Origin of the sequence: Micromonospora sp. U21 (assembly GCF_018070045.1) — a bacterium.
Taxonomy (GTDB): domain Bacteria; phylum Actinomycetota; class Actinomycetes; order Mycobacteriales; family Micromonosporaceae; genus Micromonospora.
This window is the reverse complement of the sequence record NZ_JAGPYK010000031.1, coordinates 1-26,987: the sequence shown is the minus strand read 5'-3', so window position 1 is coordinate 26,987 and position 26,987 is coordinate 1. Positions and strand designations below refer to the sequence as shown.

Here is a 26,987-nt window from a genome sequence, read left to right as displayed (position 1 = left end):
CCCGCCGGTTAGGTTGGGCGCATGCGTGTCGTCATCGCCGGAGGTCACGGCAAGATCGCCCTGCTGCTGGAGCGTCACCTCGCCGCGCGCGGCGACACCGCCGTCGGCCTGATCCGCAACCCCGAACAGGCCGCCGCGCTGCGCGCCGCCGGCGCCACCCCGGTCGTCTGCGACCTGGAACACACCGACGTCACCGACCTCGCCGCGCACCTCGACGGCGCCGACGCGGTGATCTTCGCCGCGGGCGCCGGCCCCGGCAGCGGCGCCGCCCGCAAGGACACCGTCGACCGGGCCGCCGCCGCGCTGCTCGCCGACGCCGCCACCCACGGCGCCGTCCGCCGCTACCTGCTGGTCTCCTCCATGGGTGTGGACGCCCCACCGGCCGCCGGCAGCGACGACGTGTGGGCGGCGTACCTGCGGGCCAAGCGGGCCGCCGAGGACGACCTGCGCGACCGCGACCTGGACTGGACGGTGCTGCGACCCGGCCGGCTCACCGACGACGAACCCACCGGACGCGTCACCCTCGCCGCACACGCCGGGCGCGGCGCGGTCACCCGCGCCGACGTCGCCCTGGTGCTCGTCGCGCTGCTCGACGAACCACGCACCGCCGGCGAGACCCTGGAACTCGTCAACGGGCCGACACCGACCGCCGACGCCGTCCGTGCCATCACCGCCGCAGGCGAACCGGACGCGCCACTCGGCACACCCTGACGTCGGGCCCACCGCCGTCACACCGACGTGAGGAGAGCAATGACCGCGCAGCCACTCGACCACCACTTCACCGCGCCGATCGAGAAGGACGGCGCCTTCACCACCTACGTGACGGTGCCCGACTCCGCGGAGCTGCTCGGCACCCGCCGCGCCGTCAAGGTCACCGGCACCATCGACGGTCACCCGTTCAGCGCCACCCTCATGCCCTCGGGCACCGGCCCGCACTGGCTGCCCATCCGGGCCGCCCTGTGCAAGCTCATCGGCAAGAGCGAAGCCGGCGCCCAGGTCAGCTTCCACCTCGACCAACGCCTCAGCTGACCACGGCCCGGCCGGCGCCACCCGGATGGGGTCCGCCACGCGGCGAACCCCATCCGAGGAGTCACCGCGGCTGCTGGTGACGCGGCAGCGCCGCCTGCCCCGCCGCGCCGACGGCGAACGGCGCCCCCGGCGTCTCCTTCGCGATCCGGTCCATCGTGCGGGCCAACTGCTCGCTGCCGTCGTCGAGATGACGCGCCGCCGCCTGCATGTGCGACACCATCATCTCGCCGAAGATCCGCAGCGCCTCCCGGGTCGCCACCGTGTCGTCGAAGCTCGACCCGGCCGAACTGCGGTAATCCGTCACCGCCCGCTCGGCCTCCTGCTTCGCCTCCTCCGCCGCCGCCTGCATGTAGCTCTCGTACTGCACCCGGGCGTACTCGGCGACCCGCCGCGCGTAGTCGTGCGCCTGCGCGATGATCTGCTCCGCCTCCCGTTGCGCCGCGGAGAGCAGATTCACCTCCTTGGCCGCCGGCACCTTCGCCGCCGCGCCCGCGCTCGGGATCACGCCGTGCCGGTGCAACTCCACCCGGTTGTTGAGCCGCTCGTTCTCCGCGCGCAGATGCGCGACCTGCGTCGCCAACAGGTCCAGCTCATCGGCGACCTGCACCCGGAACCGGTCCACGTCGGCGTTGTCATAACCGCGCCGACCAAACGACGCCGAGCCGAACTCCCACCGCCGGACCCGGTCCGCGGTCATCCGCACCTGCACACCGCCGGCGACCTGCACGCCGTCGTACCGGCTGATCGGGGTAGCGCTCACCGGACCCGCCTCTCGTTCGCGACTGCGGGGCTCGCAAGCTCACTCCTCGCGCTCACCGGACCCGCCTCTCGTTCGCGACTGCGGGGCTCGCAAGCTCACTCCTCGCGCTCACCGAACACCTCCGGAAGTGTCACCAGCGGTCGACTGCTCCACCGCCGTACGCCAGGCCGGGCCGTACCAGTGCTTGCCCAGGCCCTCGTGGTGCACCTGATCCGAGTGGTAACCCGCCCGGACCAACGTCTGCACCGCATGCGAAACCATCTCGTCCGACCCGCACACGTACACGTGCCGCGAGCGCCAGTCACCGTCGGCCAACGCCCGGTCCACGGCGTGCACGAACTCCCCCGACCGGTTCATGTCGGCACCCACCACGTAGGTCACCGTCAACCACGGGCACGACGACGCCAACTTGTCGATCGCGTCGCTGTCGTAGAACTCGCTGCGTGAGCGGGCACCCACGTACAGGTCGACCCGCCGGTGGGAACCCTCCGCGGCGACCTGCTCCACCAACGCCTTCACCGGCGCCCAGCCGGTGCCCGCCGCCAGCAACAGCAGATCGCTGGAGCCCGCCGACCACAACGACAGCCGATCCCCCACCGGCGCCGCCAGGTGGACGCGGTCACCCACCGCCGAGCCGTACACCAGCCGCGAGGACACCGCACCACCCGGCGCGGCCCGCACGTGCAACTCCAGGGTGCCGTCCGCGCGCGGGGCGTTCGCCGGTGAGTAGTACCGCCACGAGCGCACCGACGGATGCGACACCCCGATGGACTGACCCGGAGTGAACGGCAGCAGGTACTGCGGGCGCAGCGTCAGCACCGCCACGTCGAACGCCCGCCGCTCATGCGCGACGATCTCCGCCACCCACCACGGCGGATTCACCGTCTCGGCGGCCTGCGCGGCCTCCATCATCACCTGCGCGACCAGCCCGTACGCCGCCGCCCAGTCCTGCGCCAACTCCTCGGTCCACTGCTCGGCCAGGAAATGCTGCAACGTCGCCAGCAGCGCCTCACCGACCGCCGGGTAGTGCTCCGCGCGGACCGCGAACTTGCGGTGGTCCGCGCCGAGGTCCCGCAGGAAACCCACCAGATGATCCACCTGGTCCACGTTGGACACGATGTGCCCGAGCGCGGTCACCAGCCGGTCCCGCTGCCCGGCCATGTTCGTCGGGAACATCTGCCGCGTTTCGGGATGGGTCAGGAACAACGTCGAATAGAAATAGAGCGGCACCTGGTCGCCGTGCCCGGCGACCAGGGACCAGCTCTGCTTGAGTCGAGCCGCGTCCACGGTCAGACGCCCGGACGGTTCCCGGCGGCCACCACCTGGTCCTGCACCTGCCCCAGCACCGTCTGCACGTCGGCCAGGATGTCCGCCGGCACACCCAGCTCAGCCAGCGTCACGGTCAGGTGCTCACCCACCTTGACGTAGTGCTCCACCGGGATGTTCAGCGGCTGGTGCGCCTCGGCCAACCCGCGGCCCGCGTACTCGTTCGGACCGCCCAGTACCACGGTCAACATCAACGTCAGGTGCCGCCGCTGACCCGGCATGTTCACATCGGCGAAGTAGCCCGCCAGGTCCGGGTCGGCGAGCACCTTGTCGTAGAACAGCTCGACGGCCGCCTTGACCGAGCTGGCGCCGCCAATGCGGTCGTAGTGCGAGGCGGGAGCGGCTTCTTCGGTAACCGTCACGGTCGTTCCTTCCGGGATGGAGGGTCGCGCGGGGTCGGCGCGGAGGGGCGGCGGCCCACCGGAGCGACATCGTCATGCCACGGCGACACACCGGGGACCGTGACGGACCATAGCGTGTTGGCGTTTTCCGGTCAGCGCCCCCCTATCGGATTCCTGACAACAGCCCGACACACGGCGTCACCGCGACTGGCGCGACCATCCACAATGGGCAAACACGACGGCACCCACTGTCATCAACAGTAGGTGCCGTCCGCTCCACGACGCCAACAGACACCCGCCGGCCTGACCGTCAGTCACCGACCGGCGTTGGAAACCAAACGTGAAAACCGGGTGCGTCGACAGCCCGGACGGCACAACCGACGCTCAGCCAGCCCGCCGCCGCGCCCGCCGCGCCGCCAACTCGTCGCCCACCGGATCCGACCCGGACGCCACCACCGGCTCCGCCGGGCCGCTCGCCGCCGGCTCCGCCGGCAGATGCGACAACGAACCCTGGATCTCCTTGAAAGCCCCGCCGATCGCAATCCCGAACACGCCCTGGCCACCCTGCAACAGGTCGACCACCTCCTCCGGCGACCGGCACTCGTACACCGTCGTCCCATCGGAGATCAGCGTGATGCCGGCCAGGTCCTCCACACCACGCGACCGCAGCGCCTCGATCGCCTTGCGGATGTTCTGCAGGGACACCCCCGCGTCCAACAACCGCTTCACGACCTTCAACACCACCAGGTCGCGGAACGAGTACAACCGTTGCGTCCCCGAACCCGAGGCGTCACGCACGCTCGGCACCACCAGCGCCGTCCGCGCCCAGTAATCCAGCTGCCGGTAACTGATGCCCACCGCGTGACATGCCGTCACACCCCGGTAGCCCACCGAACCGTCACCCTCAGTCGCCACACCCGGCGACGCCACACCCGGCTCGTTCAACTCCGTACCCGGATCAGGATCCCGCGGCTCGTGCATCCGGACAACCTCCCCGTCAGTGTGGCGACGCGTCGTTTCCGGGACGCGCACCCCTCGACACGGCAACCCTATAGCCACCTTCAGGGGTTACCACGGAGGAACCGACGCGACACGCCGCGCAGCCACCGAGAAAGATCACCAGAAGCGCCACGGATCACCCACCGTGACGCCCCGAGAAAGGGCCGGGCAGACCGGCTCAGCCCGCGAAGTCCTCCGGACGCACCTGCTCCAGGAACTCGCGGAACTTCTCCACCTCGTCCTCCTGCTCATCCGGGATGACGATCCCCGCTTCGCTGAGGACCTGCTCGGCACAACGAATCGGCGCACCGACCCGCAACGCCAGAGCGATCGAATCGCTCGGCCGCGCCGACACCCGCACCCCGTCGCCGATCAACAGATCCGCGTAGAAGACGTTCTCCTTGAGCTCGGTGATCTCCACCGCCTGCAAAGGCGCCTGCAACGCCGTCAACACGTCCCGCAGAAGATCATGCGTCAACGGTCGGGCCGGCTTGACCCCCTGCTGCTCATAAGCGATAGCCGTGGCCTCGACCGCGCCGATCCAGATCGGCAGATAGCGGTCCCCCTCGACCTCCCTGAGCAGGACGATCGGCTGGTTGCTGGGCAGCTCCACCCGAACTCCGACCACGCTCAGCTCGCGCACCGCCGCCTCCGTGTCGTTGTCACCTACGCCGCACCGCGCCCTTCCCTGCACGGTACACGGACCGCGACACGGCCGTCCCATGCGCTACAGCACCACGCCCGCGCCAGAAAGGGGTTACCCCGGCAAGCCTACGGCACGCTTCCGGAAAGAGATCTTTCCGCTCAGCCGCCACCCGCCGGGCACCCTCACCGACCCAACGTCGAGCGCAACCCCACCCGCACCAACGCGGCGTGCAACTGCTCCGACAACGCCACCAGCTCCCGCGCCGTCTCCGCCGCCCGCGCCCGCGCCGCCGGATCACTCTGGCGCGCCAACGGCGCCACCAACTGCGCGAACAACCCGACCTCACGGTCCGCCGCCGTCCGGTAACCCCGCAGATGCCGGGGCTCCAAGCCGTACGCCGCCAACCCCGCCACCGCCGACGCGATGATCAACGCATCGCCGTCATACCACCCAGGCGGATCCGACACCAGCACACCGAGGCGCTCCAGCTCGACCAACGTCGACTCGTCGATCCCGCTGCGGGCCACCAGTTCAGCCCGGCCGAGCCGCACCTGCGACGACTCGGCCGGCTCCACCGGCTCCCGACCCGGCACCGCACCATCGGGCCCCACCGCGACCAACGCCGGCCGCGACCGGCCCGGCTGCTCACCGGACGAGTCCCACTCCGCCAACTGCTCACGGATCACCCGCAACGGCAGGTACTTGTCCCGCTGCGCGGTCAACACGAACCGCAACCGCGCCACATCGTCCCAGCTGTACTTCCGGTAACCCGCCGCCGTCCGCTGCGGCTCAACCAGCCCCTCGGCCTCGAGAAACCGCAGCTTCGAAATCGTCGTGTCCGGGAAATCCACCCGCAACTGCCCCAGCACCTCACCGATGCTCATCAGCGGCTGGGACCGGGCCGCCCCGGGTGGCGTGGAGGCCGCAGGCTCGTTCACCCCCGGCCGGCCTCCTCCTCCGGGCGCGGACCGGCGATGAACACCACCCGGAACTTACCGATCTGAACCTCGTCACCATTGCTCAAGGTGGCCGCCTCGACGCGCTCACGATTCACATACGTGCCGTTCAGGCTGCCGACGTCCCGCACCGTGAACGTGCCACCGTCACGGTGGAACTCCGCGTGCCGCCGCGACACCGTCACGTCGTCGAGGAAGATGTCACTGTCCGGGTGCCGGCCACTCGTCGTCACATCGTGGTCCAACAGGAACCGGGCACCCGCATTCGGGCCGCGACGAACCACCAGCAGCGCCATACCCGGCGGCAACGAACCGGACATCCGGCTCGGCACCACATCGGTGTCCGGCCCCTCCAGCACTTCGTCGAGCGAACCGAGATTGAGCGTCGAAGTGACGTCGAGCGGGGGGAACTCGTCGTCTGGGCGCGTCATGGGACCACCTCACGGATCTGTTCGGTCGGCGTCGGGTAATGGCGGGTCTGGCCGCCGGGCACTTGAACACCCGGCGGCTGGCTCCCCGTGCCCGGGAAGGCAATTCCGCAACGCTCAACTATTGGGTTCTCGGTCGACTGGGCGAGCCTAGCCAGCGCCGAAATGCAAGGCAACCGGACGCGCGCAGACATCCCACGCACCGGATCAAGCACACTCAGCCTTCGGTGATCTTGCGGTACGCGCCCGCCGTCAGCAACCCGTCCACCGCCGTCGGATCATTCGGGGTGATCTCCACCAACCAACCCGCGCCATACGGCTCCGTGTTGATCAGCTCAGGCGTGTCGCCCAGCGCGTCGTTGCGCGCCGCCACCGTACCGGCCACCGGCGCGTAGATCTCCGACACGCTCTTGGTCGACTCGATCTCACCCAACGAGTCACCTGCCGCCACCACGGCACCAGCCTCGGGCAACTGCACGTACACGATGTCACCCAACGCGTCCTGCGCGAAGTGCGTGATGCCGACCCGGACCGAACCGGTGCCGTCACCCGCCACCCACTCGTGCTCGGCGGTGTATCGAAGATCCTCGGGAATCACCAGACGCGTCCTTCATCCATCGGTGCCCCGGACCACCCGGGCCCGGCGCGGCCGCGCCGGTCAGGAGACCGGACGGGCGTGTTCCAGCTTGATCGGCGCGTGCAGCGCCGAAACCTCGACAACCCCACGCTCCTCAACGGTCACGTTACCGCCGACACCCTGGACCGACGCGACCACCCCACCAGGAATGTTCAACGCCGTACGCATCGTCGCCGGGTCACCGATCACCGTGATCGTGTACGGCGCCGCCAACCGACGCCCCTCCACCACCAACGACCCGTTCTCCCCATCCAGGAAGAACGTCGACGCGATGATCCGCACCGTCGCCCGATCACTCCCGGAGATCTGCATCGCCTCCGCGCCGGCGCCCCGCAGCTCCTGCACCGCGTCCAACACCTGGTTCGCCGAGATCGGCTTACCGCCGCCGGCAGCGAACCGCACGGTCAAGCCCGGCCCCGTCGCCGGCAACGTGCCCGCCAGGATGCCCAACTCGTCCGCGCGCCGCGTCGCCTCGTCCAGCGCCGCCTGCCGCCCCTGCTCACCCGAGCGCAGCTGCCGCTGGCTGTCCTCCAACGCCCGGATGTCCTGCTGCAACCGGTTCTCCCGGGCATCCAGGTCCGACAGGATCCGCACCAGGTCCTCCTGCCGCGTCGCCCCCAGCGTCGGATCCGTCGACGTCGTCTTGAACTGCACCACCAGCGTGAAGCCCAGCAACGCCAACAGCGCCACGATCATCACCCCGGCCGTGCTCCACCGGAACCGACCCAACGCCAGCGACCTCGGCGCGGCCACCGGCTCCTCAACCGGCCCCGTCGACCCGTCCGACCGCGACACACCGCCCAGGTCCACCGTCGCGCCCTCGTCCACCGGCGCCGCCCCGGACTCCTCGGCCGGCTGCTCCGGCTCCCGCTCCGCCGGCCCATGCGGCGCCAGCGGGCTCAACTCGTCCGGATCCGGCGCGTCCGGTCGCGGATCCGGCTCACCCGCCGGCCCGCCCGGCCGCACCGGACCCGCCGGCTGCGGCCATCCGGTGCCTGTCTCGGTCTGCTCGTCGCTCATCGCCGTCAAACCTACGCCCGGAACAGGTGCCGACGGATCGCCGCCACGTTGCCGAAAATCCGCACCCCGAGCACGACCACCACACCGGTGGACAACTGACCGCCCACCCCCAACTGGTCACCGAGATACACGATCAGACCAGCGACCAGCACATTCGAGATGAACGACACCACGAACTGCTTGTCGTCGAAGATCCGATCCAGCTTCGCCCGCACCCCACCGAACACGGCGTCCAACGCGGCCACCACCGCGATCGGCAGGTACGGCTGCAACGCCGCCGGCACGGTCGGATCGAGCCACACGCCGAGCACCACACCGGCGAGCAACGCCAGCACCGCGATCATCGGCCACCTCCGGAGGGGCTAGAGGTCGGCCCCGAGCCGGACGGCCCGGGACTGCCGGAACGGCCACCCGACGCGGAGGGGCTCGGACTGACCGACGGCTTGGCGTAGCGTAGCTGCGGCTCCGGAGCGGCCGGCAGGGTGAGGTCCTCCGCGTCCCGCACCCCGAACGACAGGCCCGTCTTCCGCGCGACCTCCTGCATCAGCGCCGCGCTCCGGCTGTCCTCGAACCGCCGCTGCAACGAGCCCGGGCCGATCGCCGACACCTCGTACGGACCGGTCACCGGCCGGAAGTCCACCAGGATCGCCTCACCCGCCAACCGGATCGTCGACGTCGAGGTCAACCGCTGCCCGTTGATGGCGATCGCCTCCGCGCCCGCGCTCCACAACGCGTTCGCCACCCCCTGCAGGTCGCTGTAAAGCACCCGCGGTGGCCCCGCGCCCGCGCCGGTCACCGCGTCCTGGTTACCCGGCGCGTCGGCCAGCCGCACCACCACGCCGTCCCCGCGCACGCGACCCAGCCCGGTGCTCGCCTCCAGGTTGCGCAACCGCGCCGCGGCCGAACCGCTCAGCGCCGCGTCCCGCTGCCGACTGACCTCCTCGCGCAGCTCGTCGGCGCTCGCCGAGAGCCGGTCGGTCTCGCTCACCCGATCCTTGATCTGCGCCACCAGCCCGGAGCGTGCCTGGCTGCGCCCCGGCTCGTCCGCCATCGTCTGCCGGTACGCGACCGCGAAGAGGAAGCCCAGGACCACCACCACGACCAGGCTGACCGAACGCGCCGGCCAGGCCCGCCACCCCTGCGGCGCCTCGGCCGGACGCGACCGCCTGGCGGCCGCCGCGTCGGCGTAGCCCGGGTCGAGCGGGTTGCGGAACAGTTCGGTGAGGAAGTCCGGCGCGTACACGCGTTCCGGTCGGTTACCCCCGGGCCGTGGCGCGCTCATGCCGCCGCTCCCGGGCCCCGTGCCGCGCGCACCAGCCGGGCCGCCTGCACCACGTACATTCCACCGGCCACCCAGTAGAGCACCAGCCCCCACCAGGCCAGCCCCCAGCCGATCGCGGCGGCCGCCGTCGCCACACCGGTCGACGCGGTGGCCAGCAGCAGCACCGGGAACGCGGCGAGCAGCAGGAACGTGGCGGTCTTGCCCACGTAGTGCACCGGCGGCGGTCCGTACCCGTAGCGGCGCAGCACGGCCAGCGAACCGAGCAGCAGCAGCTCCCGGGCCAGCAGCGCCGCGGTGAACTGCCACGGCACCACCTCCCGGGCGGTGAAGGCGATCAGCGTGGCGAGGATGTAGAGCCGGTCGGCGAGCGGGTCGAGCAGCTCCCCGAGCCTGCTCACCTGGCGCAACCGGCGGGCGATCCAGCCGTCGACCCAGTCGGTGGTGCCACCGACGGCCAGCACGACGACCGCCGCCACGTCGGCGCGGGCGACCAGAAACAGGTAGAGGAAGAGCGGCACGCCCAGCAGGCGCCCGAAGCTGATCAGGTTGGGCAGGGTGAGCACCTGGTCACCGGGAGTCTGGTCACCGGTGTCTCGCGGATGCTCTGCCCGAGCCGGCCGACGCGACACCGAACCTCCTCCGCGGCACGCCCCGGGCCCGGCCGACGTCGGGCGCGGCGGAGGTCGTACGCGCTGTCGGGCCGGCCACCGCCGGCTCCCCTGCGGCCCCGGTCGGGACCTCTTCCCTGACGCGGCCCGCGATCTCGATGATCACGGGCCGGGTGAGTGCGCTGCCACTATATCGGGCTCTCGCCCGCGCCCTGGGTGCCGTCGCGTGGCGTTCGGTGCGGCTGTGTCGCGCTGTGGTGTGGATCACCACGCGTAACGCGTCCTAGGATGCTAGTAGAAGAGCTTTGGCGCGGAGTCAGGCGGTGCGCACCGCGGAGTCGGTCTGCTGGTCCGGCACCGTCGCCTGCGTCGCCGCCCTTCCGAACGCGAGCAACGCCAGCAGCAGATCGTGCTGCATCCGGGGTGGCATCCGGTCCAGCACGACCTGTACCGCGCGCTGCCGTCGTTCGGCCAGCTCCCGCAGCAGGGTCTGCGCGGCGGCGGTCGGCACCAACCGCACCTCGCGCCGGTCGCGCGGATCGGCCACCCTGCGCAGCAGCCCGGTCGCCTCCAGCCGGTCGCAGAGGCGGCTGGCGGAGGAGGGCACCACGTCCAGCAGCTCCGCCAACCGGTTGACGTTGGTCTCCGCCCGGCTGCTGATCAGCGTCAGGACCCGCAACTGGGTCGGCGGCACCTGGTGTCGCGCCGCCGCCGACTCGAGCACGGCGATCAGCGTCTCGGCCGCCGTGTCGATCGCCGAGGCGAGATCCGCAGGTCGCTCCACCCGATGTCCCCTGCCGTCGTCGCGCTGGTGCCCGCCCGGTGGAGCGGCGACTCTCACCCGCCGTCCCGGTCGCGCGGACCGTGCCAGTCCAGGCAGACCACGACCGCATCGTCGCGCAGATCGGAGTCCACGTGGTAGGCATGCAGTTCGCGCATCACCGTACCAACCGCCTCGGTCGCCGGCTGCAACCGCGTAGCGCGCAGGGAACGGGTCATCATTCGCTGCCCGTACGGCTCCCGGCCCGCCGGCTCGGCGGCCCACACCCCGTCGCTGACCACGAAGACGCGGTCCCCCGGCGCGAGCTGGAACTCCTGCAGCTCGTAGCGGGTCTCGGCGAACATGCCCAGCGGCAGCTGCTGCTCCAGCTTCAGCGGCTCGACCGTCGCGCCCCGCAGCCGGAACATCTGTGGCGAACCGGCGTCGACGGCCCGTATCCGCCCGGTGCCGGTGTCCAGCTCGAGCAGCAGGGTGGCCACGTGTCGGCGACCCCGGTGCTGGTAGAAGACCGTGTCCGAGGCCAGTTCCGCCTGCTCCACCAGCCCACCGCCGGAGCGGCGCGCGTTGCGCATCGCGTTCACGGTGACCGCGGTCAGCAGGGACGCTGCCAGGCCGCTGCCCTCACCGTTGAGCACCGTCACCGTGAGCCGGTCGCTGTCCAGTGACCAGTCGAAGTGGTCCCCACCGACGGTGTACGCCGGTTCGAGCTGGCCCGCCAGATGGAACGTGCGGTGCGCCGCGCTGCGCCCGGGCAGCAGGTCCCACTGCATCTCGGCTGCCATGCTCAGCCGTTCGCGGCGTCGGACCCGGCGGTACCGGTCGGTCTCCCGGTCCGCGGCTCGCATCGCCATCGCCAGGGCGCCGGCGATGTCCGTTGCGACGCCGGTGACGCCCGGACCCGGTACGGCCGGCAGCTCGATCAGCAGCACGCCCAGCCGCTCCCCCCACACCGTCAGCGGCAGGTAGAGGCGGCAGGCGCCCTCCTCGGCGGCGTCGCGCACCGGTTGCTGGCTGCTGAAACAGCGTTGCGCCATGGTGTGGCAGGCCAGGACGCCGGCAGCCGGCAGGTCCGGATCCAGCACCGGCCAGAGCCCGCTGATCCGGTAGTCGGCGACGAACACGTTGCTGCGCACCGCCCCCAGCGTCGAGCGGATCGCCCGGTCCGCAGCCTCTGCCAACTGGTCGGGCGGGGCCTCGCGCAGCGCGCGCGACACCACGTCCGGCGCGTCCACCATGGTCGTCCTCTCCAGAAGCTTGCTACAGGGCAAGCATCATACGGACGCCCGCGGACAGGGCCGTCGGCGCGATCGCCGGGGCTCAGTCGCTGCCGCGGGTCGCCAGCCCGCCGTGGAACGCGTCGGGCACCGGTGCCGGCGGACCGTCCGACCGCCACCGGCTGACCGGGACGATGCCGTCCGCCGTCGGCGCCCATCGACCCAGCAGCGGCGCGAACGCGGCCGGCGCGCGCATCCGGAAGGCCGGCCCCATCATCGCCAGCGCCTCCGGATGACCGGCCAGCTCCTCGGTGTCGAAGTCCACGGCGAGCATGCTGCCCGGCGCTGCGGCGGCGTACAGCTCGTCGAGGGTGCGGGCCAGCGTGTCGTCGTCGAGGAACGCGGCAAGCCCGAGGAAGATCACCCCGACCGGCCGACGGCCCCAGCCCGGGACGAAGCGGTGCAGCTGCGCCGGGTCGACGGTGCCGATGTCGGTGGCGTCCCCGTAGCCGTAGCCGGCCCGGTCGCTGCCGGCGAGGATGCGCTGCCCCAACCGGATGGTGACCGGGTCGACGTCGGTGTAGAGCACGGTGGCCTCGGCGGCGACCTCGTGCACGTTGCCCATCGTGGGCACTCCCGCGCCGAAGACCAGGAACCCGTCGACGCCCTGCCCGGCGATGGCCCGTACCGCCCGACCGAGAAAGGCCCGCAGCTCACGGAACACCGGCGCGCACGGCCCGTACGCCTGCTCGAACGCGGTCGCGGCGGCCACGTCGACGGGGAAGTGGTGATCCCCGCCGAGCCAGAAGTCGATCATGCGGGCCGTGCTCGGCTGGTCCGGTTCACCCATCGACGACGCTCCCTCCCGGCTGGTCGTCGCCAGCGTACCGACCCGGACGGTCTGGACGGTATCGCTCCGCCGGGCCGTCCCCGGCCGCGATACTGGCCCCGGCGGGAGGTGGCCCGGTGAACTCGGCGAACAGCGCGGCGGTGGTGGTCGGCGTGGACGGCTCGGAGCCGTCCCTGCGCGCGGTCCGCCTCGCCGCCACCGAGGCCGCCCGCCGACGCCGGCCTCTTCGCGTGGTGCACGGGTTCATCTGGCCACTGCTGCACGTGCCGGTCTCCCCCGCCCCGGGCGCCCCGGCCGGCGGCGGGCTGCGCCACCAGGCTGAGGAACTCGTCGCCGCCGCGGTGGCCGAGGCCGACGCCACGGCACCAGGGCTGTCGGTGTCCGGCGAGATCATCGACGGCGAGGCCGCCGCGGTGCTGGTGGGCGAATCCCCCACCGCCGCGCTCATCGTGCTCGGCGACCGGGGGCTGGGCGGCTTCGCCTCGCTGGTGCTCGGCTCGGTGGCGGTGCAGGTCGCCGCGTACGCCGACTGCCCGGTGCTGGTGGCCCGCGGCGCGGAACGTCCCGACGAGCCGGTGCTGGTCGGTATGGACGGTTCGGCGGCGTCCCGGCTCGCCGCCGAGTTCGCAGCGGAGACCGCAGTGGCGCGGGGCGTGCCACTGCTGGCGGTGCACGCCTACCGGCACCCGCCCAGCACCGGCCCCGGCGACATGCAGCCCCTGGTGTACGACCAGGCGCGGCTGAACGGCGAGGAGGATCGGGTGCTCGCCGAGTGGCTGGCCGGGCTGACCGAGCGGTGGCCCGAGCTGCGGTTGACCTGGCGGGCGGTGCACGGCCGGGCCGGCGCCGTGCTGGCCGAGGCGTCCGGCTCCGCCCAGCTGGTGGTCGTCGGCGGGCAGGGGCGCGGCGAGGTGACCGGGTTGCTGCTGGGGTCGGTGAGCCAGTCGGTGCTGCACCACGCGCGGTGCCCCGTCGCCGTGCTCCGCGGTCCCCGTTGACCCCCGGGGTTGGCCCGCTGCCAGACGGGTAGACGGCCGCGGTACGCCAACGGCGACGAAGGAGGCAGCAGATGCCAGGACCACGGCCGGGCAGCAACGCCTACGACAAGCAGCGGGCGCGGATGCGCAACGCGATCGACGACTCCGGACGGCGGGTGCCCGACGGCAAGGCCAACCAGGTCGCCAACCGGATTCTCCAGGAGGATCGCGGTCAACGGGGCGTGGTGCGCGGCGAGCGCACGTACGGACCCAAGAGTGAGCGCGAACCAGGCGACCCGAAGTGAGGAGGGTCGACCTGGCCGACGGCGCCATCGCGGGCGCCGTCGGCAGCACCGCACTCAACGTGGTCACCTACCTGGACATGGCCCTGCGGGCCCGGCCGGCGAGCGAGACCCCGGAGCAGACCGTCGACCGGGTGGCCGGGATCGCGCACGTGGACCTCGGGTCCGGGGCTCCGGCGGCGAACCGCCGCTCGGGCCTCGGAGCCCTGGTCGGCTACGCACTGGGCATCACCGCCGGCGTGGGGTTCGCGCTCTACGCCCGCGGCCGGCGGCAGCCACTGCCGATGGCCACCGGCGTGCTCGGCGCCGGTGTGATGACGATGACCGACGGGTCCATCACGGCCCTGGGCATCAGCGACCCGCGCACGTGGCGGCGCGCCGACTGGATCTCCGACATCGTGCCCCACCTCGCGTACGGGCTGACGGCCGCCGCCACCTGGAACAGGTTGCGGCGGCCGTCACGTCGCGGTCGTTAGATCCGGTCGTCGCTCTCGTCCTCGGCCACCGGCTCACCCGCCGGGCCGTACGGCGACACCTGGCCCTTGGGCACCGGCCGACCCTCGTCTCCGCGCGACGAGCCGCGGTTGAGCGGGTGCCCAGTGGGCTTGGGCCCCTTGCTGTCCTGACTGGTGGCTCCCTTGGCGTTGCGCCGGAACTCCTCCTGCTGCGGGTTGACCACGGGTGTCTCCCTCCGGTACGGCAGGCGGCATGTGACCGCCTCCACCACAGGCATACCCGCCCGACCCGGCGGCATTCCGGACCCGCTCACCGCCGACAGGGCTAGGCCACGAAGGGGCGGGTACCCACCGGACGTGGGCAACGACCGAACCGTGGCGCAGGTCCTGCTGAAACGGAGCAGCCGCACCTACGCGGAGGACGCCGGCATCCGGCTCTCCGACCGACCCGGGCCGCTGTACCAGCTGCTGGTGCTGGCCACCCTGCTGAGCACCCGGATCCGGGCCTGCGTGGCGGTGGACGCCGCGCGTGAACTGTTCGTGGCCGGCTACCGCACACCACAGGCGATGGAGGCGGCCAGCTGGCAGGAGCGGGTCGACGCGCTGGGCAGGGGCCACTATCGCCGCTACGACGAGCGGACGGCCACCATGCTCGGCACCGGCGCCCGGCTGTGCCTGGACCGCTGGCACGGTGACCTTCGGCGGCTGCACAGGGAGGCCCGCGGTGACCCGGCCGGACTGCGCCGCCGCCTCACCGAGTTCCCCGGCATCGGGCCCACCGGCGCGGACATCTACCTGCGCGAGGCGCAGACGGTCTGGTCCGACCTGCGCCCGTACGCCGACCGCCGGACGTTGGCCGGGGCGAAGCGGCTGGGCCTGCCGGGCTCACCGGACGGGCTGGCCGGGTTGGTCGACGAGCCGGACTTCGGCCGGCTCGCCTCGGCGCTGGTACGGGTGGCGCTCGGCGAGGAGTCCGCAACCGAGGTCACCCGCGCTGCCCGCTGAGCCGCTCACTTCACCGTCTTGTCACCCGGCCGGGTCAGGTGCCACACCAGCAGCGCGGCGAGCAACGCCAGCACCACCAGCCCGCCGGAGATGCCCCGGCCCTCCTCGGGGCTGCGGCCGGCGGTGCCGAAGTAGATCACCGCGAGGCCGGCCAGCACCGTGACGAACGTACGAAACCCTCGATCCTTCACGTATCGCACCGTATGCGGCGCAGATCCGGCGCGGGCGGATTCGGTGGGGCTGTCCCCCGTCCGGGTGGCGCCCCGGAGGCTGATCGCACCGTCAGGACTCGGCGGTGAACCCGCGTAGCCGCACACGGCGGACCGCCCGGTCGGCTATCTCCACCACCTCCAGGGTCAGCCCGGGCAGCCGGACGGTCTCCCCCGGCTCGCCGGGCAGGTGACGCAACCGGGCCAGCACCAACCCGGCCACCGTCGTGTACTCCCGCGACAGCGGGAAGCTCAACCGCACCCCCAGGTCGGGCAGGTCGTGCAGCGGAAAGTCACCGGGCACCAGCAGCGACCCGTCCGGCTCCCGGATGACGTCGCGGACGTCCCGGTCGGTCTCGTCGTACAACTCGCCGACCACCTCCGCCAGCAGGTCCTCCAGGGTGACGATGCCGTCGATGCCGCCGTGCTCGTCGACCACCAGAGCCAGCTGCTGGTGCTCCAGACGAAGCTGGCGTAGCGCGTCGGCGACCGGCAGCGTGACCGGCAGCAGCAGCGGAGGCCGGACCCGCTCCCCCACCGTGCCGTCGCCGGCCCGCACCAGGTCACGGATGTGCACCACCCCGATCACCTCGTCCAGGCCGCCCGGACCGGTGACCGGCGCGCGGGACCGCCCAGCGCCGGCGAGCCGCCGGACACCCTCGCCAGCGGCCAGGCTGGCCGGCAGCGTCGTCACTTCCCGCCGGGCCACCAGGATCTCCCGCAGCGTCCGTCCGGCGATGTCGAACGCGCCGGTGAGGATCTCCCGCTGCTGGGCCGACAGGCCGCGCTGGCTGACCAGCATCTCCCGCAACTCCTCCTCGGTGGTCTCCTCCCGGCTGGCCTTCGGATTGCCGCCCGCGAGCCGGACCACGGCGTCGGTGGTCCGGCTGAGCAGCCACACCGCCGGCCGGGACAGTCGGGCGAGCAGGTCCAGCGGGCCGGCGCTGAGCAACGCCCAGCGTTCCGCCCGCTGCATGGCCAACCGCTTGGGGGCCAGTTCCCCGATCACCAGGGTGACGAAGGTCAGCGCCACTGTCACCAGCACCACCGCGGTGGGTCGGGCCGCCGCGCCGAGGAAACCGAGCGGGGCGACCAGCGGCTCGGCCAGCGACACCGCGGCCGCCGCCGAGGCGAGGAACCCGGCCAGGGTGATGCCGAGCTGGATGGTGGCCAGGTAGCGGTTCGGGTCGCGGGAGAGCCGCACCAGCCGGTCGCCGGCGCCGCTCCGCCGGCCCAATCGCCGCAACTGGCCCTCGCGCAGCGTCACCAGCGCCATCTCGCTGCCGGAGAGCGCGGCGTTGATCAGAATGAGCACGGCCACCAGCACCAACTGCCCGAGCTGGGCGCCCATCGCGTACCCCCGTCCGCCGCCTGAGGCCACTCAACCGCAGCGGGGGCCGGCTGTGGGCCCGGTTTCCGGCCGGCCGGCCCCCGCTCAGTCGGTCTCCAGGTCGTCCAGGGAAATGGCGTGGGTCATCAGCCACCGCGCCAGCGCCGACATGCCGAACAGCCAGAGCGGGGCGGACTCGGTGGGGCCGTTGGTGGCGTAGATGGCGAACCGCAGGTCCGGGGCGCGGTACGCCTCGATCCGCCACCGGTGCTGCCGGTCCCGCCAGACCGCCGAAGGGTCCATGGCGTCACCGTAGGTGACCGTAGCCGCCCCGGATGCCCATTAGCCCGGCACCACCGCGTCAGCGACGTAGTGCCACCGGCCACCGAACGGCCGCGACGGGGACAGCTGGGCCATCCCTTCCCCTCGCGTCACACGGCGTCAACCGTCGGCTCGGGATTCCCGACCCCGAACACGGGCCCGCGGTGCGGGTGGCGGACGGTCCGCTCAGGTGACGACGATCCGGGCGTCGTCGGGCAGCCGGCGGGTCGCGCCCCGGCGGTCGAGCAGCTCCAGCAGCGGCACCGCCACCCGGCGGGTGGTGTCCAACGCCTGCCGGGCCGCGGAGAGGGTGAACGGCTGGGGCAGCCCGGCCAGCACCCGGACCGCCTCGTCGAGCGCGTCGGGCAGCAGCACCACGGTGTCGGCCAGCCGCAGCAGCGCACCGGCGCGCACCGCGGCCCCGATCTCCCGGGGGCCCAGCCCCAGGTCCACGAGGCGGTCAGCTTCCGGGGCGCGGAACGGTCGGTCGGCGTACTCGGCGCGGACCCGCTGCACGGCCCGGGCCAGCGGCTCGGGCAGCACGCCGGTGCTCGCCGCACCGACCCGGCCGGCGTGGATCCGCAGCGGCGGCCGGACCAGCGCCTCGACCAGCACCCGGTCGGGCAGGGCGAGACGCTGGCGCAGGGCGTCCACGGGCATCCCCGGCTCCAGCGGGTGCTCCCGGGCGTAGCGGGCCACCTCCTCGGTCAGCTGGTCGCCGAGTCGCCCCCAGTGCCCCGGATCGGCCAGCCAGTCACCCGCCACCGGCGCGGCGTGCACCGGCACACCCATCCGGATCAGCGTGCCGGCCCGGACGAGCCGGCGGCGACGCAGTTCCCCGGCCAGGTCGGGCCGGCCGTCCAGGGCGGCGAGGACCTGCGCGCGGGCGGCGGCGGCGCCACGGCGGGCCAGTGGCGGCGGGGCCACGTCCAGCACCCGCACCCCGCCGGCCACGTGGTGCCGGCCCGGATCGCGCAGCAACGCCCGGTCGCCGACCAGCAGGGGCAGCGGGCGGGCCAGCCGGAGCCGGACCGTGTCCGGGCCGAGCGGGCGGACCCGCACCGGCACCGCCGCCGACCCCACGTGCAGGGTGAGGGTGGCCGGCAGGCCGGCCGCCGGGTCGCCGCTGAGCCGGACGTCGACGAGGTCGGTGCGGTGGAACCGGCCCGGGGTGAGCAGCGCGTCGCCGCGGCCCAGCCGGTCGCGGGGCGTACCGCGCAGGTTGACCGCCACCCGGGCCACCGCCGTCGCCTCGGGCCGGGCCTGGCCGAGCGAGTGCAGGCCGCGGACCCGGACCGGATCGTCTCCGCCGGCCAGCTCCAACTCGTCGCCGACCCGCAACCGACCCGCGCCGAGGGTGCCGGTGACCACGGTGCCGCTGCCCCGCACCGTGAAGCTGCGGTCGACCCAGAACCGGACCGGATCGTCCACCGTGGGGGCCGGCAGCCGGGCGGCGAGCCGATCCAGGGCGGCGCGCAGCTCCGGCAGGCCGGCGCCGGTCAGCCCGCTGACCGCCACCGTCTCCACCGCGCCGAGACTCGTCGCCGCGATCTCGGCCCGGGCCCGGGCCGTCGCGGACCCCGGATCGGCCAGGTCCGCGCGGGTCACCGCCACCAGGCCGTACGAGACGCCGAGCGCGTCCAGCGCCGCCAGGTGCTCGGCGGACTGCGGCATCCATCCCTCGTCGGCGGCCACCACGATCAACGCCGCCGGCACGGGGCCGACCCCGGCGAGCATGTTCGGCACGAACCGCTCGTGCCCGGGTACGTCGACGAACGCGACCGTGCCGCCGGACGGCAGGGTCGTCCAGGCGAAGCCCAGGTCGATGGTCATCCCCCGGCGGCGTTCCTCGGCCCACCGGTCGGGCTCCATCCCGGTCAGCGCCCGGACCAGGGTCGACTTGCCGTGGTCGACGTGCCCGGCGGTGGCGACGACGAACACGGTCAGTCGTCCCCGGGTACGCGCAGCACGGCCGCCCGGACCGCCTCGTCGTCGGCGGCGGGTACGCAGCGCAGGTCGAGCAGGAGCCGGCCACGCACCACCCGGCCGAGCACCGGTTGGTCGCCGGTGCGCAGCGGCGCGGCGTACCGCTCGGGCAGGCTCAGCGCCCACGAGTCCAGCTCCACGCCGGGGGCGCCGCCGCCGCCGACCACGGCGACCGCCGGCACCACCTCCGCCTTGCGGCCGTCCGCACCGAGCCGGTCACGCAGCCGCTCCACGCGCTGGCGCAGGGTGCCGGGGTCGGCGTGCAGCGCCGTCCGGGTCGGCGTGTCCGGGCGGTGCAGGGTGGCAGCCAGGGCGGCCAGGGCGAGTTTGTCCACGCGCAGCGCCCGGGCCAGCGGATGACGGCGCAGCCGGTCGACCAACTCGGCGTCGCCGAGCAGCAGCCCCGCCTGCGGGCCGCCGAGCAGCTTGTCGCCGCTGGCGGTGACCAGCGTGGCGCCGGCACGCAGGGTGCCGGCCGCGTCCGGCTCGTCGGGCAGCAGTGGATCCGGGGCGAGCAGCCCGGAGCCGATGTCGGCGACCACCGGCACGCCAAGGGTGGCCAGCTGCCGTACCGGGGTGGCCGAGGTGAAGCCGGTGACCTGGAAGTTCGACGGGTGCACCTTGAGCACGAAGCCGGTCTGCGGGCCGAGCGCGGCGGCGTAGTCGGCGAGCGTGGTGCGGTTGGTGGTGCCCACCTCCCGCAGCCGGGCACCGGTGCTCTCCAGCAGATCGGGCAGGCGGAAACCGTCACCGATCTCGACCAGCTCGCCCCGGCTGACCACGATCTCCCGGCCGGCGGCCAACGCGGTGGCGGCCAGCACCAGGGCGGCGGCGCCGTTGTTGACCACGTGCACGGCGCCCGCGTCCGGTACGGCAGCGGCCAGCGCGTCGAGCGCGTCGCGGCCGCGGCGGGCCCGCCGCCCGGTGCTCAGGTCCAGCTCCACATCGGTGTGCCCGGCGGCGGCCACGACCGCGGCGACCGCGGTGGGCGACAACGGCGCCCGGCCCAGGTTGGTGTGCAGCACGACGCCGGTGGCGTTGAGCACCGCGCGGGGGCCGGGCGCCGGCAGCGCGGCGACGGCGACGTCACGAACCTCGTCGGGGCCGATCTCGCCGTGGCGGGCCCGCTCCTGCGCCCGGCTGACGACCGCCTTGACCCGGTCTCGGCCGAGCGTCGCGATGGCCGCGGCCAACCGGGGGTCGGCGAGCAGCGTGTCGGTGCGGGGCACCCGACGTCGCGGGTCCACCGGGCCGTCGCCCATCGCGTCATCTCCTGCCGCCTGTTGGCGGAGACGGACGGGAATCGAACCCGCCTGGCCCGGGTCCCGGACCACACCGGTTTTGAAGACCGGGAGGGGCACCAGCCGCCTGAACGCCTCCATCGGACATTCGATCACAGCACGAGCGGGGCCGCCCGGTCAGGTGACAGATCCGCCCCGGGTCCGCCGGGCTTCGAGCCGCTCGCGCTGCGGCACCACCGTGTAGCGAGGGTCGCGGGCGGAGGCGACGCCGCCGTAGAAGATGCCGAACCGGGTCGCGACCGAGGCGGCCAGCAGCGTGGCGCCGGAGAACGCGCCGACCACCCGGCTGCGCCGCCCGAGCAGCGCGCCGACCACCCCGGCGGCGGTCAGCAGTCGACCGGCGCGCAGCAACCGACCCGGCCGGCCCCGCCGGTAGGGCTCGCTGAGCAGGCCGAGGCGGGTCTCCACCCGGTGCGCGCCGAACAGCTCCAGGGCCGCGCCGGCCACCGCCATCCGGCGGGCCGGCCCGGCCTCGGCCGGCGGCGCGGCGAGCAGACCCACGCCCGCGCCGCTGGCCAGCGCGCTGCCCGCGAAGATGACCGGCAACTCCGGGTACGCCTCGTGCCACGACGGCACGGCCGTGTCGGCGAGCAGCACCCCGGTGTACGTGGCCAGCGCGGGCGCGGTGCCGGCGGCGAGCAGCCCGGCGGCGTGCCCGACTGGCGGCAGCGCCCGACGGACCAGTCCGAGCGGCCCGTGCCGGGGCAGCCAGCCGGCCGCCTCGGCGATCGCGGCGACCCCGGCCGCCGGCCCGAAGGCGGTGAGGATCCAGGTGCCCATCGACATCGGCGAGGTCGGCTTGGCGATCCGGAGCATGTGGTGGAACCGGGCCGGTCGGCCCAGGTCCCTGACCAGGAAGACGGCGCTGGCGCTGACGGCTGCCAGCGCGGTGACCCGGCCGGCACGGCGCAGTGTCGGTCGGCCGGTGAGCTGCCCACCCGCGGCGAGCAGCGACGAGCCGGCTGCCAGGCCGCCGGTGAACAGGTACGCGGCGATGTCCCATTTCCAGACCGGCGCCTTCAGCACCGGCCGGCCGTAGTACGAGGTGAACTCGGCCTCCGGCACCCGCAGCTCCTCGCCGCCACCGCGACGACCGCCCCGCCGGCCCGTCCGCCGGCCGGTGTGCTCGGCGTTCCGCTGCGGCTGCGCGGTCAGGCTCGCGTCGGTCGGGCCGTCGTGGACGCGCGCCTCCGGCCGCGCCGGGAGGTCCAGCCGGTCGCTGCACTCGGCGGCCAGCCGGTCGCGGAAGCGGCGGAACAGGTCGCCCACCTCGGGGCGGTGCGGACTCACGAGGAACCTCCGACGAACGCGGCGACGGTGGCCGCCGCCATGGCGAGGGCCGCGAGGCCGGCGCGTTTCCACATGGCCGGCAGGTCGCGGGTGGTCACGATCGGGTCCGGCGGCAGGCCGTACACCTCCGGCTCGTCCAGCAGGAGGAAGAACGCCCCGTCACCACCGACGCCGTCGTTCGGGTCGTGCCCGTACAGCCGCGCCTCGGGAACTCCCCGTTCGTGCAGGGTCGCCACCCGCGTCGCGGCGCGCTCCCGCAGCTCGTCGAGGGGCCCGTACTGGATCGACTCCGTCGGGCACGCCTGCGCACACGCCGGGGTCATCCCGGCGCCGAGCCGGTCGTAGCAGAGCGTGCACTTCCACGCCCGACCGTCGTCCTTACGCTGATCGATCACCCCGTACGGACAGGCGGAGATGCAGTAACCACAGCCGTTGCAGATGTCCTCCTGCACCACCACCGTGCCGAACTCGGTCCGGAACAACGAGCCGGTCGGGCACACGTCCAGACACGCCGCGTGCGTGCAGTGCTTGCACACATCCGACATCATCAGCCAACGGAAATCCGTACGCCCCTCCGCGCCGGCACCCCGACCCGGCGGCTGCGCACCCGGCATGCCGAGGAACTGCGGCCCCGAGCTACCGTCGCCCAGGTCGGCGGCGATCGGGCCGTTGTCCCCTGGGACTGCGGCGATCGGGCGACCGCCTCCGGGCCCAGCGGCGATCGGGGCGCCGAGCACGTCGGTCGGCCCACCCCTGGCCATCCGGGCGGCGGCCGACGGTGCACCGGTCGGCAATCCAGGTTCGGTGCCGGTGCGCCCGCTGGTGCCGGCCGCCACGGCCGCCGACGCGGCGCTGACCGGACCGTCGGTCGGCGTCCCCTCGAACGGCGGCGTGCGGTGCCTGGCCGGGCGGGGCTGCTCGATGAACGCGACGTGCCGCCACGAGTTCGCGGTCAGCGCGCCGGTGTTGTCGTACGACATGCCCAGCAGGTCCAGGCCGGAACCGGGCACCCCGTTCCACTCCTTGCACGCGACCTCGCAGGCCTTGCAGCCGATGCAGACGCTGGTGTCGGTGAAGAACCCCATCCGTGGCGGCGCGGTCGACCAACCGGCGTCCGGCGCCGGGTCCAGCGGCCCGTACAGGCTGTTCGGATCAGGAATCACCGCGCCCCTCCCCGTAGCTGTCGGTGGTGACCACCGGGGCGTTGCGGCCCGGGGTGATCCCCGCTCGCCGCTGATACTCGGCCACCAGGTCGAGCAGCGCCGTCCCGGTGGGCCGGCGGCCGGGCCGGACGTCGCAGGTGCCGACCTTGCTCTCCTGGATCAGGACGTTGGGGTCGAGGCTGATGCCGAACAGGTCGTTGGCCGAGTCGCCGGTCACCAGACCCTCGAACCCGAAGTGGTACGGCAACCACACCTGGTGGATGATCCGGCCATCCACCCGCAGCGGCGTGAGCCGGTCGGTCACCAGTACCTTCGCCTCGATCACCGCGCGGCCGCTGACCAGGTGCGCCCAGTCCAGGTGCGCCAGCCCACGTTCGGCCGCCAACTCCGGGGACACCTCGACGAACATCTCCGGTTGCAACTCCGCTAGCGGACGGACCGTCCGGCTCATTCCGCCGGCGGTGTGGTGTTCGGTGAGCCGGCTGACCGTGAACACGTACGGGAAGACCTGACTGTGCTCCTCCGGCGGGCTCGGATTCACCGAGTTCACCGGGTGCGCGTACGTCTTGCGGGTCGGGTTGGCCTGCTGCCGGTACAGCGGGTTGCGCACCGGCGACTCCGCCGGCTCGTAGTGGGTCGGCATCGGCCCGTCCAGGACTCCGCTCGGCGCGTACAGCCAGCCCTTACCGTCGCCCTGCATGATGAAGGGGTCGTCGCCGGCGATGCCCTCCGTGCCAGACGCGCCGGGCGGCGGCCGGTACGACGGTGGTTTGGTCTTCTCGAAGTCCGGCACGTCGTAGCCGGTCCACTCGCCCTTGTCCGGGTCCCACCAGACGTACCTCTTGCGCTCACTCCACGGATTACCGTCCGGATCGGCGGACGCGCGGTTGTAGAGGATCCGCCGGTTCGCCGGCCAGGCCCAACCCCACTCGGCGGCCACCCAGTCCTGCTCGTGCCGCGACTTGCGCCGGGCGGCCTGGTTCACCCCGTCGGCGTACACCCCGGTGTAGATCCAGCAGCCGATCGCGGTGGAGCCGTCCGCGCGGGCCTCACCGAACGAGGACAGTGGGCGGCCGGTCGACACGTCGTACCCGTTGATCTCGCGCAGGACCGACTCGGCGCTCGGCTCCGCGTGCGGGCCGTGCGTCGGGTAGTCCCAGGTGAGGTCGAGCAACGCCCGGTCGCGCGGCAGGTCCGAGCCGGCCAGCTTCTCGCGCAGCTTGCGGCCCAGGTGGTAGAAGAACCACAACTCGGAGCGGGCATCGCCTGGTGGCTCGACGGCCTTCTCCCGCCACTGCAACAGCCGCTGCGTCTGGGTGAACGTGCCCTCCTTCTCCACGTGCGAGGCCGCAGGCAGGAAGAACACCTCCGTACGGCACTCTTCGGGCACGATCTCGCCGGTGGCCACCTCGGGGCCGTTCTGCCAGAACGTGGCGCTCTCGATCATGAACAGGTCGCGGACCACCAGCCAGTCGAGGTTGGCCATGCCGAGGCGCTGCGCGCGACCGTGCGCCGAGCCGACCGCCGGGTTCTGGCCCAGCAGGAAGTACCCCTTGATCTTCCCATCGATCATGTTCAGCACCTGTTGGTAGGTGCCGTGATCGCCGGTCATCCGGGGAAGGTAGCCGTAGCAGTAGTCGTTCTCCGGCGTCGCCGCGTCCCCCCAGTACGCCTTCAGGAGACTGGCGGCGAACGAGCGGGCGTTGCCCCAGAAGCCCTTCTGCCCCGGGTGCCGGATGCTGTCCACCCACTCGTCGAACGTGGGGTGGTCGGCGTGGTGCGGCATCGGCAGGTAACCCGGCAGCAGGTTGAACAGGGTCGGGATGTCCGTCGAGCCCTGGATGCTGGCGTGCCCCCGCAGCGCCATCACGCCGCCGCCCGGGCGACCCATGTTGCCGAGCAGCAGCTGGATGATCGCGCCCGTGCGGATGTACTGCACGCCCACACTGTGCTGGGTCCAGCCCACCGAGTAGATCAACATTCCGGTGCGTTCCCGACCGGAGTTCCGCGTCCACGCCTCGGCCAGCTCCAGGAACTTCTCCTGCGGAATGCCGCACACCCGCTCGACCATCTCGGGCGTGTAGCGGGCAAAGTGCCGCTTGAGGATCTGGTAGACGCAGCGCGGATGCTGCAACGTCTCGTCACGACGGGTCTGCCCGCCCACCTCCGCGCCGTGCGACTCGTGCTCCAGCCCAGCGGCGCTGTCCCGCTCCTTGGCGGTGTGCCCGCTGCCGGACGAGTCCTCGTGCCCCTCGTACTGCCAGCTGTCCTGAACGTAGCTGCCGGTCTCGGGATCGAAGCCGGAGAAAAAGCCGTCGCCGTCCTCGGTATCGGCGAACTGCTCGCTGACGATCGTCGCCGCGTTGGTGTACGACAGCACGTACTCACGGAAGTCCAGCTCGTTGTCCAGGATGTAGCGCACCACCCCGCCCAGCAGGGCGATGTCGGTGCCCGCCCGGATCGGGAGGTACACGTCCGCAACCGCGCTGGTCCGGGTGAACCGCGGGTCGACGTGGAACACCTTCGCGCCGCGCCGCTTGGCCTCCATCACCCACTGGAAACCCACCGGGTGCGCCTCGGCCATGTTGGAGCCCTGGATGACGATGACGTCAGCGTTGGCGATGTCCTGCTGGAAATCCGTCGCACCGCCACGACCGAAGCTGGCCCCCAGACCGGGGACGGTGGCGGAGTGTCAAATACGGGCCTGGTTCTCGATCTGGAGCGCCCCCATCGCGGTGAACAACTTCTTGATGAGGTAGTTCTCCTCGTTGTCCAGCGTCGCCCCACCCAGACTGGAGATACCCAACGTCCGGTTGAGCGGCCGGCCCTCGCCGTCGACGTCCTCCCAGGTCTGCTCGCGGGCGGCGAGCATCCGGTCGGCGATCATGTCGAGCGCGGTGTCGAGCTCCAGGTCCTCCCACTGCGTCGAGTACGGCCGGCGGTAGCGAACCTTCGTCTGCCGCAGCGGGCTGGTCACCAGGCTCTTGCTCGCCGCGCCCTTCGGGCAGAGCCGACCCCGGGAGATCGGGCTGTCCGGGTCGCCCTCGATCTGGCTGACCTGCCCGTCCTTGACGAACACCCGCTGACCGCAACCCACCGCGCAGTACGGGCAGACCGAGCGGGCCACACTGTCGGCGCCCTCGGTGCGGGCGGTCAACCCCGCCGACCGAGCAGACTGCGCCGCGGTGCCCCGGCCCAGTGGGTCCGTGCCGGTGAGCTGCCGGTAGACCGGCCAACCCTCGATGAAGGTCCGCAGACCCATCCCCGGCACCCCCTCCCACGCGAGCGACCCCATGAACATAGGTCAACCGAGGCATGTACGCGAACCGAGGTACCGGCAACTGGCACAGACAGCGCCGCCCCCGGCCGGTGGGCTGGGGGCGGCGCTGGTGTCGGTGTGCAGGTCGCCTCTCGGCGAGTGGCGCGACGCGGCTCCGGCCAAACGGTATTCCGCGACGGCAATATTAGGTGAGGCCCGGGGACACTGAGTCACACCGACACTGTCCACAACCAGCCGACGGCCCCCGTCATTCCCCGGCCAGCACCCAACCCCTGACCGGAACTCCTGGACAGTCTCCGGTCGGTTCGGTGGTGCGCATGCCGCTGGCCGGCGCCCCGGGGGTGGGGTGCCGGCCAGCGGTCACTGTCACGCAGGTGCTGCTTGGGTCAGCTGTTCCAGTGCTGGGCGACCAGGTCGGTGGCCTGCTGTTCCCACTGGGCGTAGGCGTCGGGGTAGGCCGAGACCTGCACGGTCTGCGCGGCGTCGGTCAA

The 26,987-nt window shown here is 72.7% G+C and carries 30 protein-coding genes and 1 tRNA gene; 6 read left to right on the top strand and 25 right to left on the bottom strand.

Annotation, left to right across the window (positions count from 1 at the left end; translation table 11 throughout):
• Positions 1-21: 21 nt before the first annotated feature.
• Positions 22-711, top strand: coding sequence for an NAD(P)H-binding protein (locus KBX63_RS28480; RefSeq protein ID WP_210916557.1), 690 nt, complete (start codon positions 22-24; stop codon positions 709-711).
• Positions 712-750: 39 nt separating this feature from the next.
• On the top strand, positions 751-1,029 hold the full coding sequence (locus tag KBX63_RS28475) for a DUF1905 domain-containing protein (protein WP_210916556.1): 279 nt from the start codon (positions 751-753) through the stop codon (positions 1,027-1,029).
• A gap of 61 nt (positions 1,030-1,090) precedes the next feature.
• On the opposite strand, the gene KBX63_RS28470 is transcribed toward KBX63_RS28475, so the two are convergent.
• The 15 genes from KBX63_RS28470 to KBX63_RS28400 form a co-directional block, all read right to left on the bottom strand.
• Positions 1,091-1,789: a DivIVA domain-containing protein gene (locus KBX63_RS28470; protein ID WP_210916555.1), complete on the bottom strand. Its 699-nt coding sequence runs from the start codon at positions 1,787-1,789 to the stop codon at positions 1,091-1,093.
• A gap of 108 nt (positions 1,790-1,897) precedes the next feature.
• Entirely contained in the window at positions 1,898-3,076 is a 1,179-nt protein-coding gene (locus tag KBX63_RS28465) for a globin domain-containing protein (RefSeq protein WP_210916554.1), read from the bottom strand.
• 2 nt (positions 3,077-3,078) lie between these two features.
• Positions 3,079-3,477 carry a group 1 truncated hemoglobin gene (locus KBX63_RS28460; protein ID WP_210916553.1) on the bottom strand — a complete coding sequence of 133 codons (399 nt, stop codon included), beginning with the start codon at positions 3,475-3,477 and terminating at the stop codon, positions 3,079-3,081.
• Between the two features lie 363 nt (positions 3,478-3,840).
• Positions 3,841-4,437, bottom strand: coding sequence for a MerR family transcriptional regulator (locus KBX63_RS28455; protein ID WP_210916551.1), 597 nt, complete (start codon positions 4,435-4,437; stop codon positions 3,841-3,843).
• Positions 4,438-4,633: 196 nt separating this feature from the next.
• Positions 4,634-5,098, bottom strand: coding sequence for a bifunctional nuclease family protein (locus KBX63_RS28450; protein WP_210916549.1), 465 nt, complete (start codon positions 5,096-5,098; stop codon positions 4,634-4,636).
• A 185-nt stretch (positions 5,099-5,283) separates the two neighbouring features.
• Positions 5,284-5,985: a MerR family transcriptional regulator gene (locus KBX63_RS28445; protein WP_210916625.1), complete on the bottom strand. Its 702-nt coding sequence runs from the start codon at positions 5,983-5,985 to the stop codon at positions 5,284-5,286.
• A 50-nt stretch (positions 5,986-6,035) separates the two neighbouring features.
• On the bottom strand, positions 6,036-6,488 hold the full coding sequence (locus KBX63_RS28440; protein WP_007071101.1) for an FHA domain-containing protein: 453 nt from the start codon (positions 6,486-6,488) through the stop codon (positions 6,036-6,038).
• Between the two features lie 214 nt (positions 6,489-6,702).
• Positions 6,703-7,083, bottom strand: a complete 381-nt coding sequence (gene gcvH, locus KBX63_RS28435) for a glycine cleavage system protein GcvH (RefSeq protein WP_210916546.1) — start codon at positions 7,081-7,083, stop codon at positions 6,703-6,705.
• Between the two features lie 60 nt (positions 7,084-7,143).
• The gene (locus KBX63_RS28430; RefSeq protein ID WP_210916545.1) at positions 7,144-8,142 is read right to left on the bottom strand and encodes a DUF881 domain-containing protein; all 999 of its coding nucleotides are present in this window, start codon (positions 8,140-8,142) and stop codon (positions 7,144-7,146) included.
• 11 nt (positions 8,143-8,153) lie between these two features.
• A complete protein-coding gene (locus KBX63_RS28425; protein WP_007460356.1) occupies positions 8,154-8,486 on the bottom strand; it encodes a small basic family protein in 333 nt (110 codons plus the stop codon).
• Positions 8,483-9,424, bottom strand: a complete 942-nt coding sequence (locus KBX63_RS28420) for a DUF881 domain-containing protein (RefSeq protein ID WP_210916544.1) — start codon at positions 9,422-9,424, stop codon at positions 8,483-8,485. The genes KBX63_RS28425 and KBX63_RS28420 overlap by 4 nt, the downstream gene beginning before the upstream one ends.
• Positions 9,421-10,053: a CDP-alcohol phosphatidyltransferase family protein gene (locus KBX63_RS28415; RefSeq protein ID WP_210916543.1), complete on the bottom strand. Its 633-nt coding sequence runs from the start codon at positions 10,051-10,053 to the stop codon at positions 9,421-9,423. The genes KBX63_RS28420 and KBX63_RS28415 overlap by 4 nt, the downstream gene beginning before the upstream one ends.
• A gap of 295 nt (positions 10,054-10,348) precedes the next feature.
• Positions 10,349-10,816 (bottom strand): MarR family transcriptional regulator, encoded by a 468-nt coding sequence (locus tag KBX63_RS28410; RefSeq protein WP_210916541.1) that lies wholly within the window; start codon positions 10,814-10,816, stop codon positions 10,349-10,351.
• Between the two features lie 53 nt (positions 10,817-10,869).
• On the bottom strand, positions 10,870-12,048 hold the full coding sequence (locus KBX63_RS28405) for a PP2C family protein-serine/threonine phosphatase (RefSeq protein ID WP_210916538.1): 1,179 nt from the start codon (positions 12,046-12,048) through the stop codon (positions 10,870-10,872).
• Between the two features lie 82 nt (positions 12,049-12,130).
• Complete coding sequence (locus tag KBX63_RS28400; RefSeq protein ID WP_210916536.1) at positions 12,131-12,877, bottom strand: SAM-dependent methyltransferase; 747 nt, start codon at positions 12,875-12,877, stop codon at positions 12,131-12,133.
• 116 nt (positions 12,878-12,993) lie between these two features.
• Here KBX63_RS28400 and KBX63_RS28395 point away from each other — a divergent pair, with 116 nt between their 5' ends.
• From KBX63_RS28395 to KBX63_RS28385, 3 genes are all read left to right on the top strand, one after another.
• Positions 12,994-13,875 (top strand): universal stress protein, encoded by an 882-nt coding sequence (locus tag KBX63_RS28395; RefSeq protein WP_210916533.1) that lies wholly within the window; start codon positions 12,994-12,996, stop codon positions 13,873-13,875.
• A gap of 71 nt (positions 13,876-13,946) precedes the next feature.
• Entirely contained in the window at positions 13,947-14,159 is a 213-nt protein-coding gene (locus tag KBX63_RS28390; RefSeq protein ID WP_007460364.1) for a hypothetical protein, read from the top strand.
• Positions 14,156-14,632, top strand: coding sequence for a hypothetical protein (locus KBX63_RS28385; protein ID WP_210916531.1), 477 nt, complete (start codon positions 14,156-14,158; stop codon positions 14,630-14,632). The genes KBX63_RS28390 and KBX63_RS28385 overlap by 4 nt, the downstream gene beginning before the upstream one ends.
• On the opposite strand, the gene KBX63_RS28380 is transcribed toward KBX63_RS28385, so the two are convergent.
• Positions 14,629-14,835 carry a hypothetical protein gene (locus KBX63_RS28380; protein WP_210916530.1) on the bottom strand — a complete coding sequence of 69 codons (207 nt, stop codon included), beginning with the start codon at positions 14,833-14,835 and terminating at the stop codon, positions 14,629-14,631. The genes KBX63_RS28385 and KBX63_RS28380 overlap by 4 nt on opposite strands.
• Positions 14,836-14,968: 133 nt before the next feature.
• Between KBX63_RS28380 and KBX63_RS28375 the strand changes: the two genes are divergently transcribed.
• Complete coding sequence (locus tag KBX63_RS28375; RefSeq protein WP_210916529.1) at positions 14,969-15,616, top strand: hypothetical protein; 648 nt, start codon at positions 14,969-14,971, stop codon at positions 15,614-15,616.
• Between the two features lie 5 nt (positions 15,617-15,621).
• Here the strand turns inward: KBX63_RS28375 and KBX63_RS28370 are convergent, their stop codons facing one another.
• The 9 genes from KBX63_RS28370 to fdh all read right to left on the bottom strand — a co-directional run bounded on the left by KBX63_RS28370 (position 15,622) and on the right by fdh (position 26,478).
• The gene (locus KBX63_RS28370) at positions 15,622-15,807 is read right to left on the bottom strand and encodes a hypothetical protein (protein ID WP_089022156.1); all 186 of its coding nucleotides are present in this window, start codon (positions 15,805-15,807) and stop codon (positions 15,622-15,624) included.
• A gap of 91 nt (positions 15,808-15,898) precedes the next feature.
• Positions 15,899-17,176, bottom strand: coding sequence for a hemolysin family protein (locus tag KBX63_RS28365; protein ID WP_210916528.1), 1,278 nt, complete (start codon positions 17,174-17,176; stop codon positions 15,899-15,901).
• An 84-nt stretch (positions 17,177-17,260) separates the two neighbouring features.
• The gene (locus KBX63_RS28360; protein ID WP_089022155.1) at positions 17,261-17,458 is read right to left on the bottom strand and encodes a hypothetical protein; all 198 of its coding nucleotides are present in this window, start codon (positions 17,456-17,458) and stop codon (positions 17,261-17,263) included.
• Positions 17,459-17,662: 204 nt separating this feature from the next.
• Positions 17,663-19,417: a selenocysteine-specific translation elongation factor gene (selB, locus tag KBX63_RS28355; RefSeq protein WP_210916527.1), complete on the bottom strand. Its 1,755-nt coding sequence runs from the start codon at positions 19,415-19,417 to the stop codon at positions 17,663-17,665.
• Between the two features lie 2 nt (positions 19,418-19,419).
• Positions 19,420-20,724: an L-seryl-tRNA(Sec) selenium transferase gene (gene selA, locus KBX63_RS28350; RefSeq protein ID WP_210916524.1), complete on the bottom strand. Its 1,305-nt coding sequence runs from the start codon at positions 20,722-20,724 to the stop codon at positions 19,420-19,422.
• Between the two features lie 22 nt (positions 20,725-20,746).
• Positions 20,747-20,842: transfer RNA gene (locus KBX63_RS28345), tRNA-Sec, on the bottom strand.
• 38 nt (positions 20,843-20,880) lie between these two features.
• On the bottom strand, positions 20,881-22,053 hold the full coding sequence (nrfD, locus tag KBX63_RS28340) for an NrfD/PsrC family molybdoenzyme membrane anchor subunit (RefSeq protein WP_210916522.1): 1,173 nt from the start codon (positions 22,051-22,053) through the stop codon (positions 20,881-20,883).
• Positions 22,050-23,213 carry a 4Fe-4S dicluster domain-containing protein gene (locus KBX63_RS28335; RefSeq protein WP_210916623.1) on the bottom strand — a complete coding sequence of 388 codons (1,164 nt, stop codon included), beginning with the start codon at positions 23,211-23,213 and terminating at the stop codon, positions 22,050-22,052. Before KBX63_RS28335 ends, nrfD begins: the two co-directional genes overlap by 4 nt.
• Positions 23,206-26,478: a formate dehydrogenase gene (gene fdh, locus KBX63_RS28330; RefSeq protein ID WP_256443185.1), complete on the bottom strand. Its 3,273-nt coding sequence runs from the start codon at positions 26,476-26,478 to the stop codon at positions 23,206-23,208. The genes KBX63_RS28335 and fdh overlap by 8 nt, the downstream gene beginning before the upstream one ends.
• Positions 26,479-26,987 lie beyond the last annotated feature (509 nt).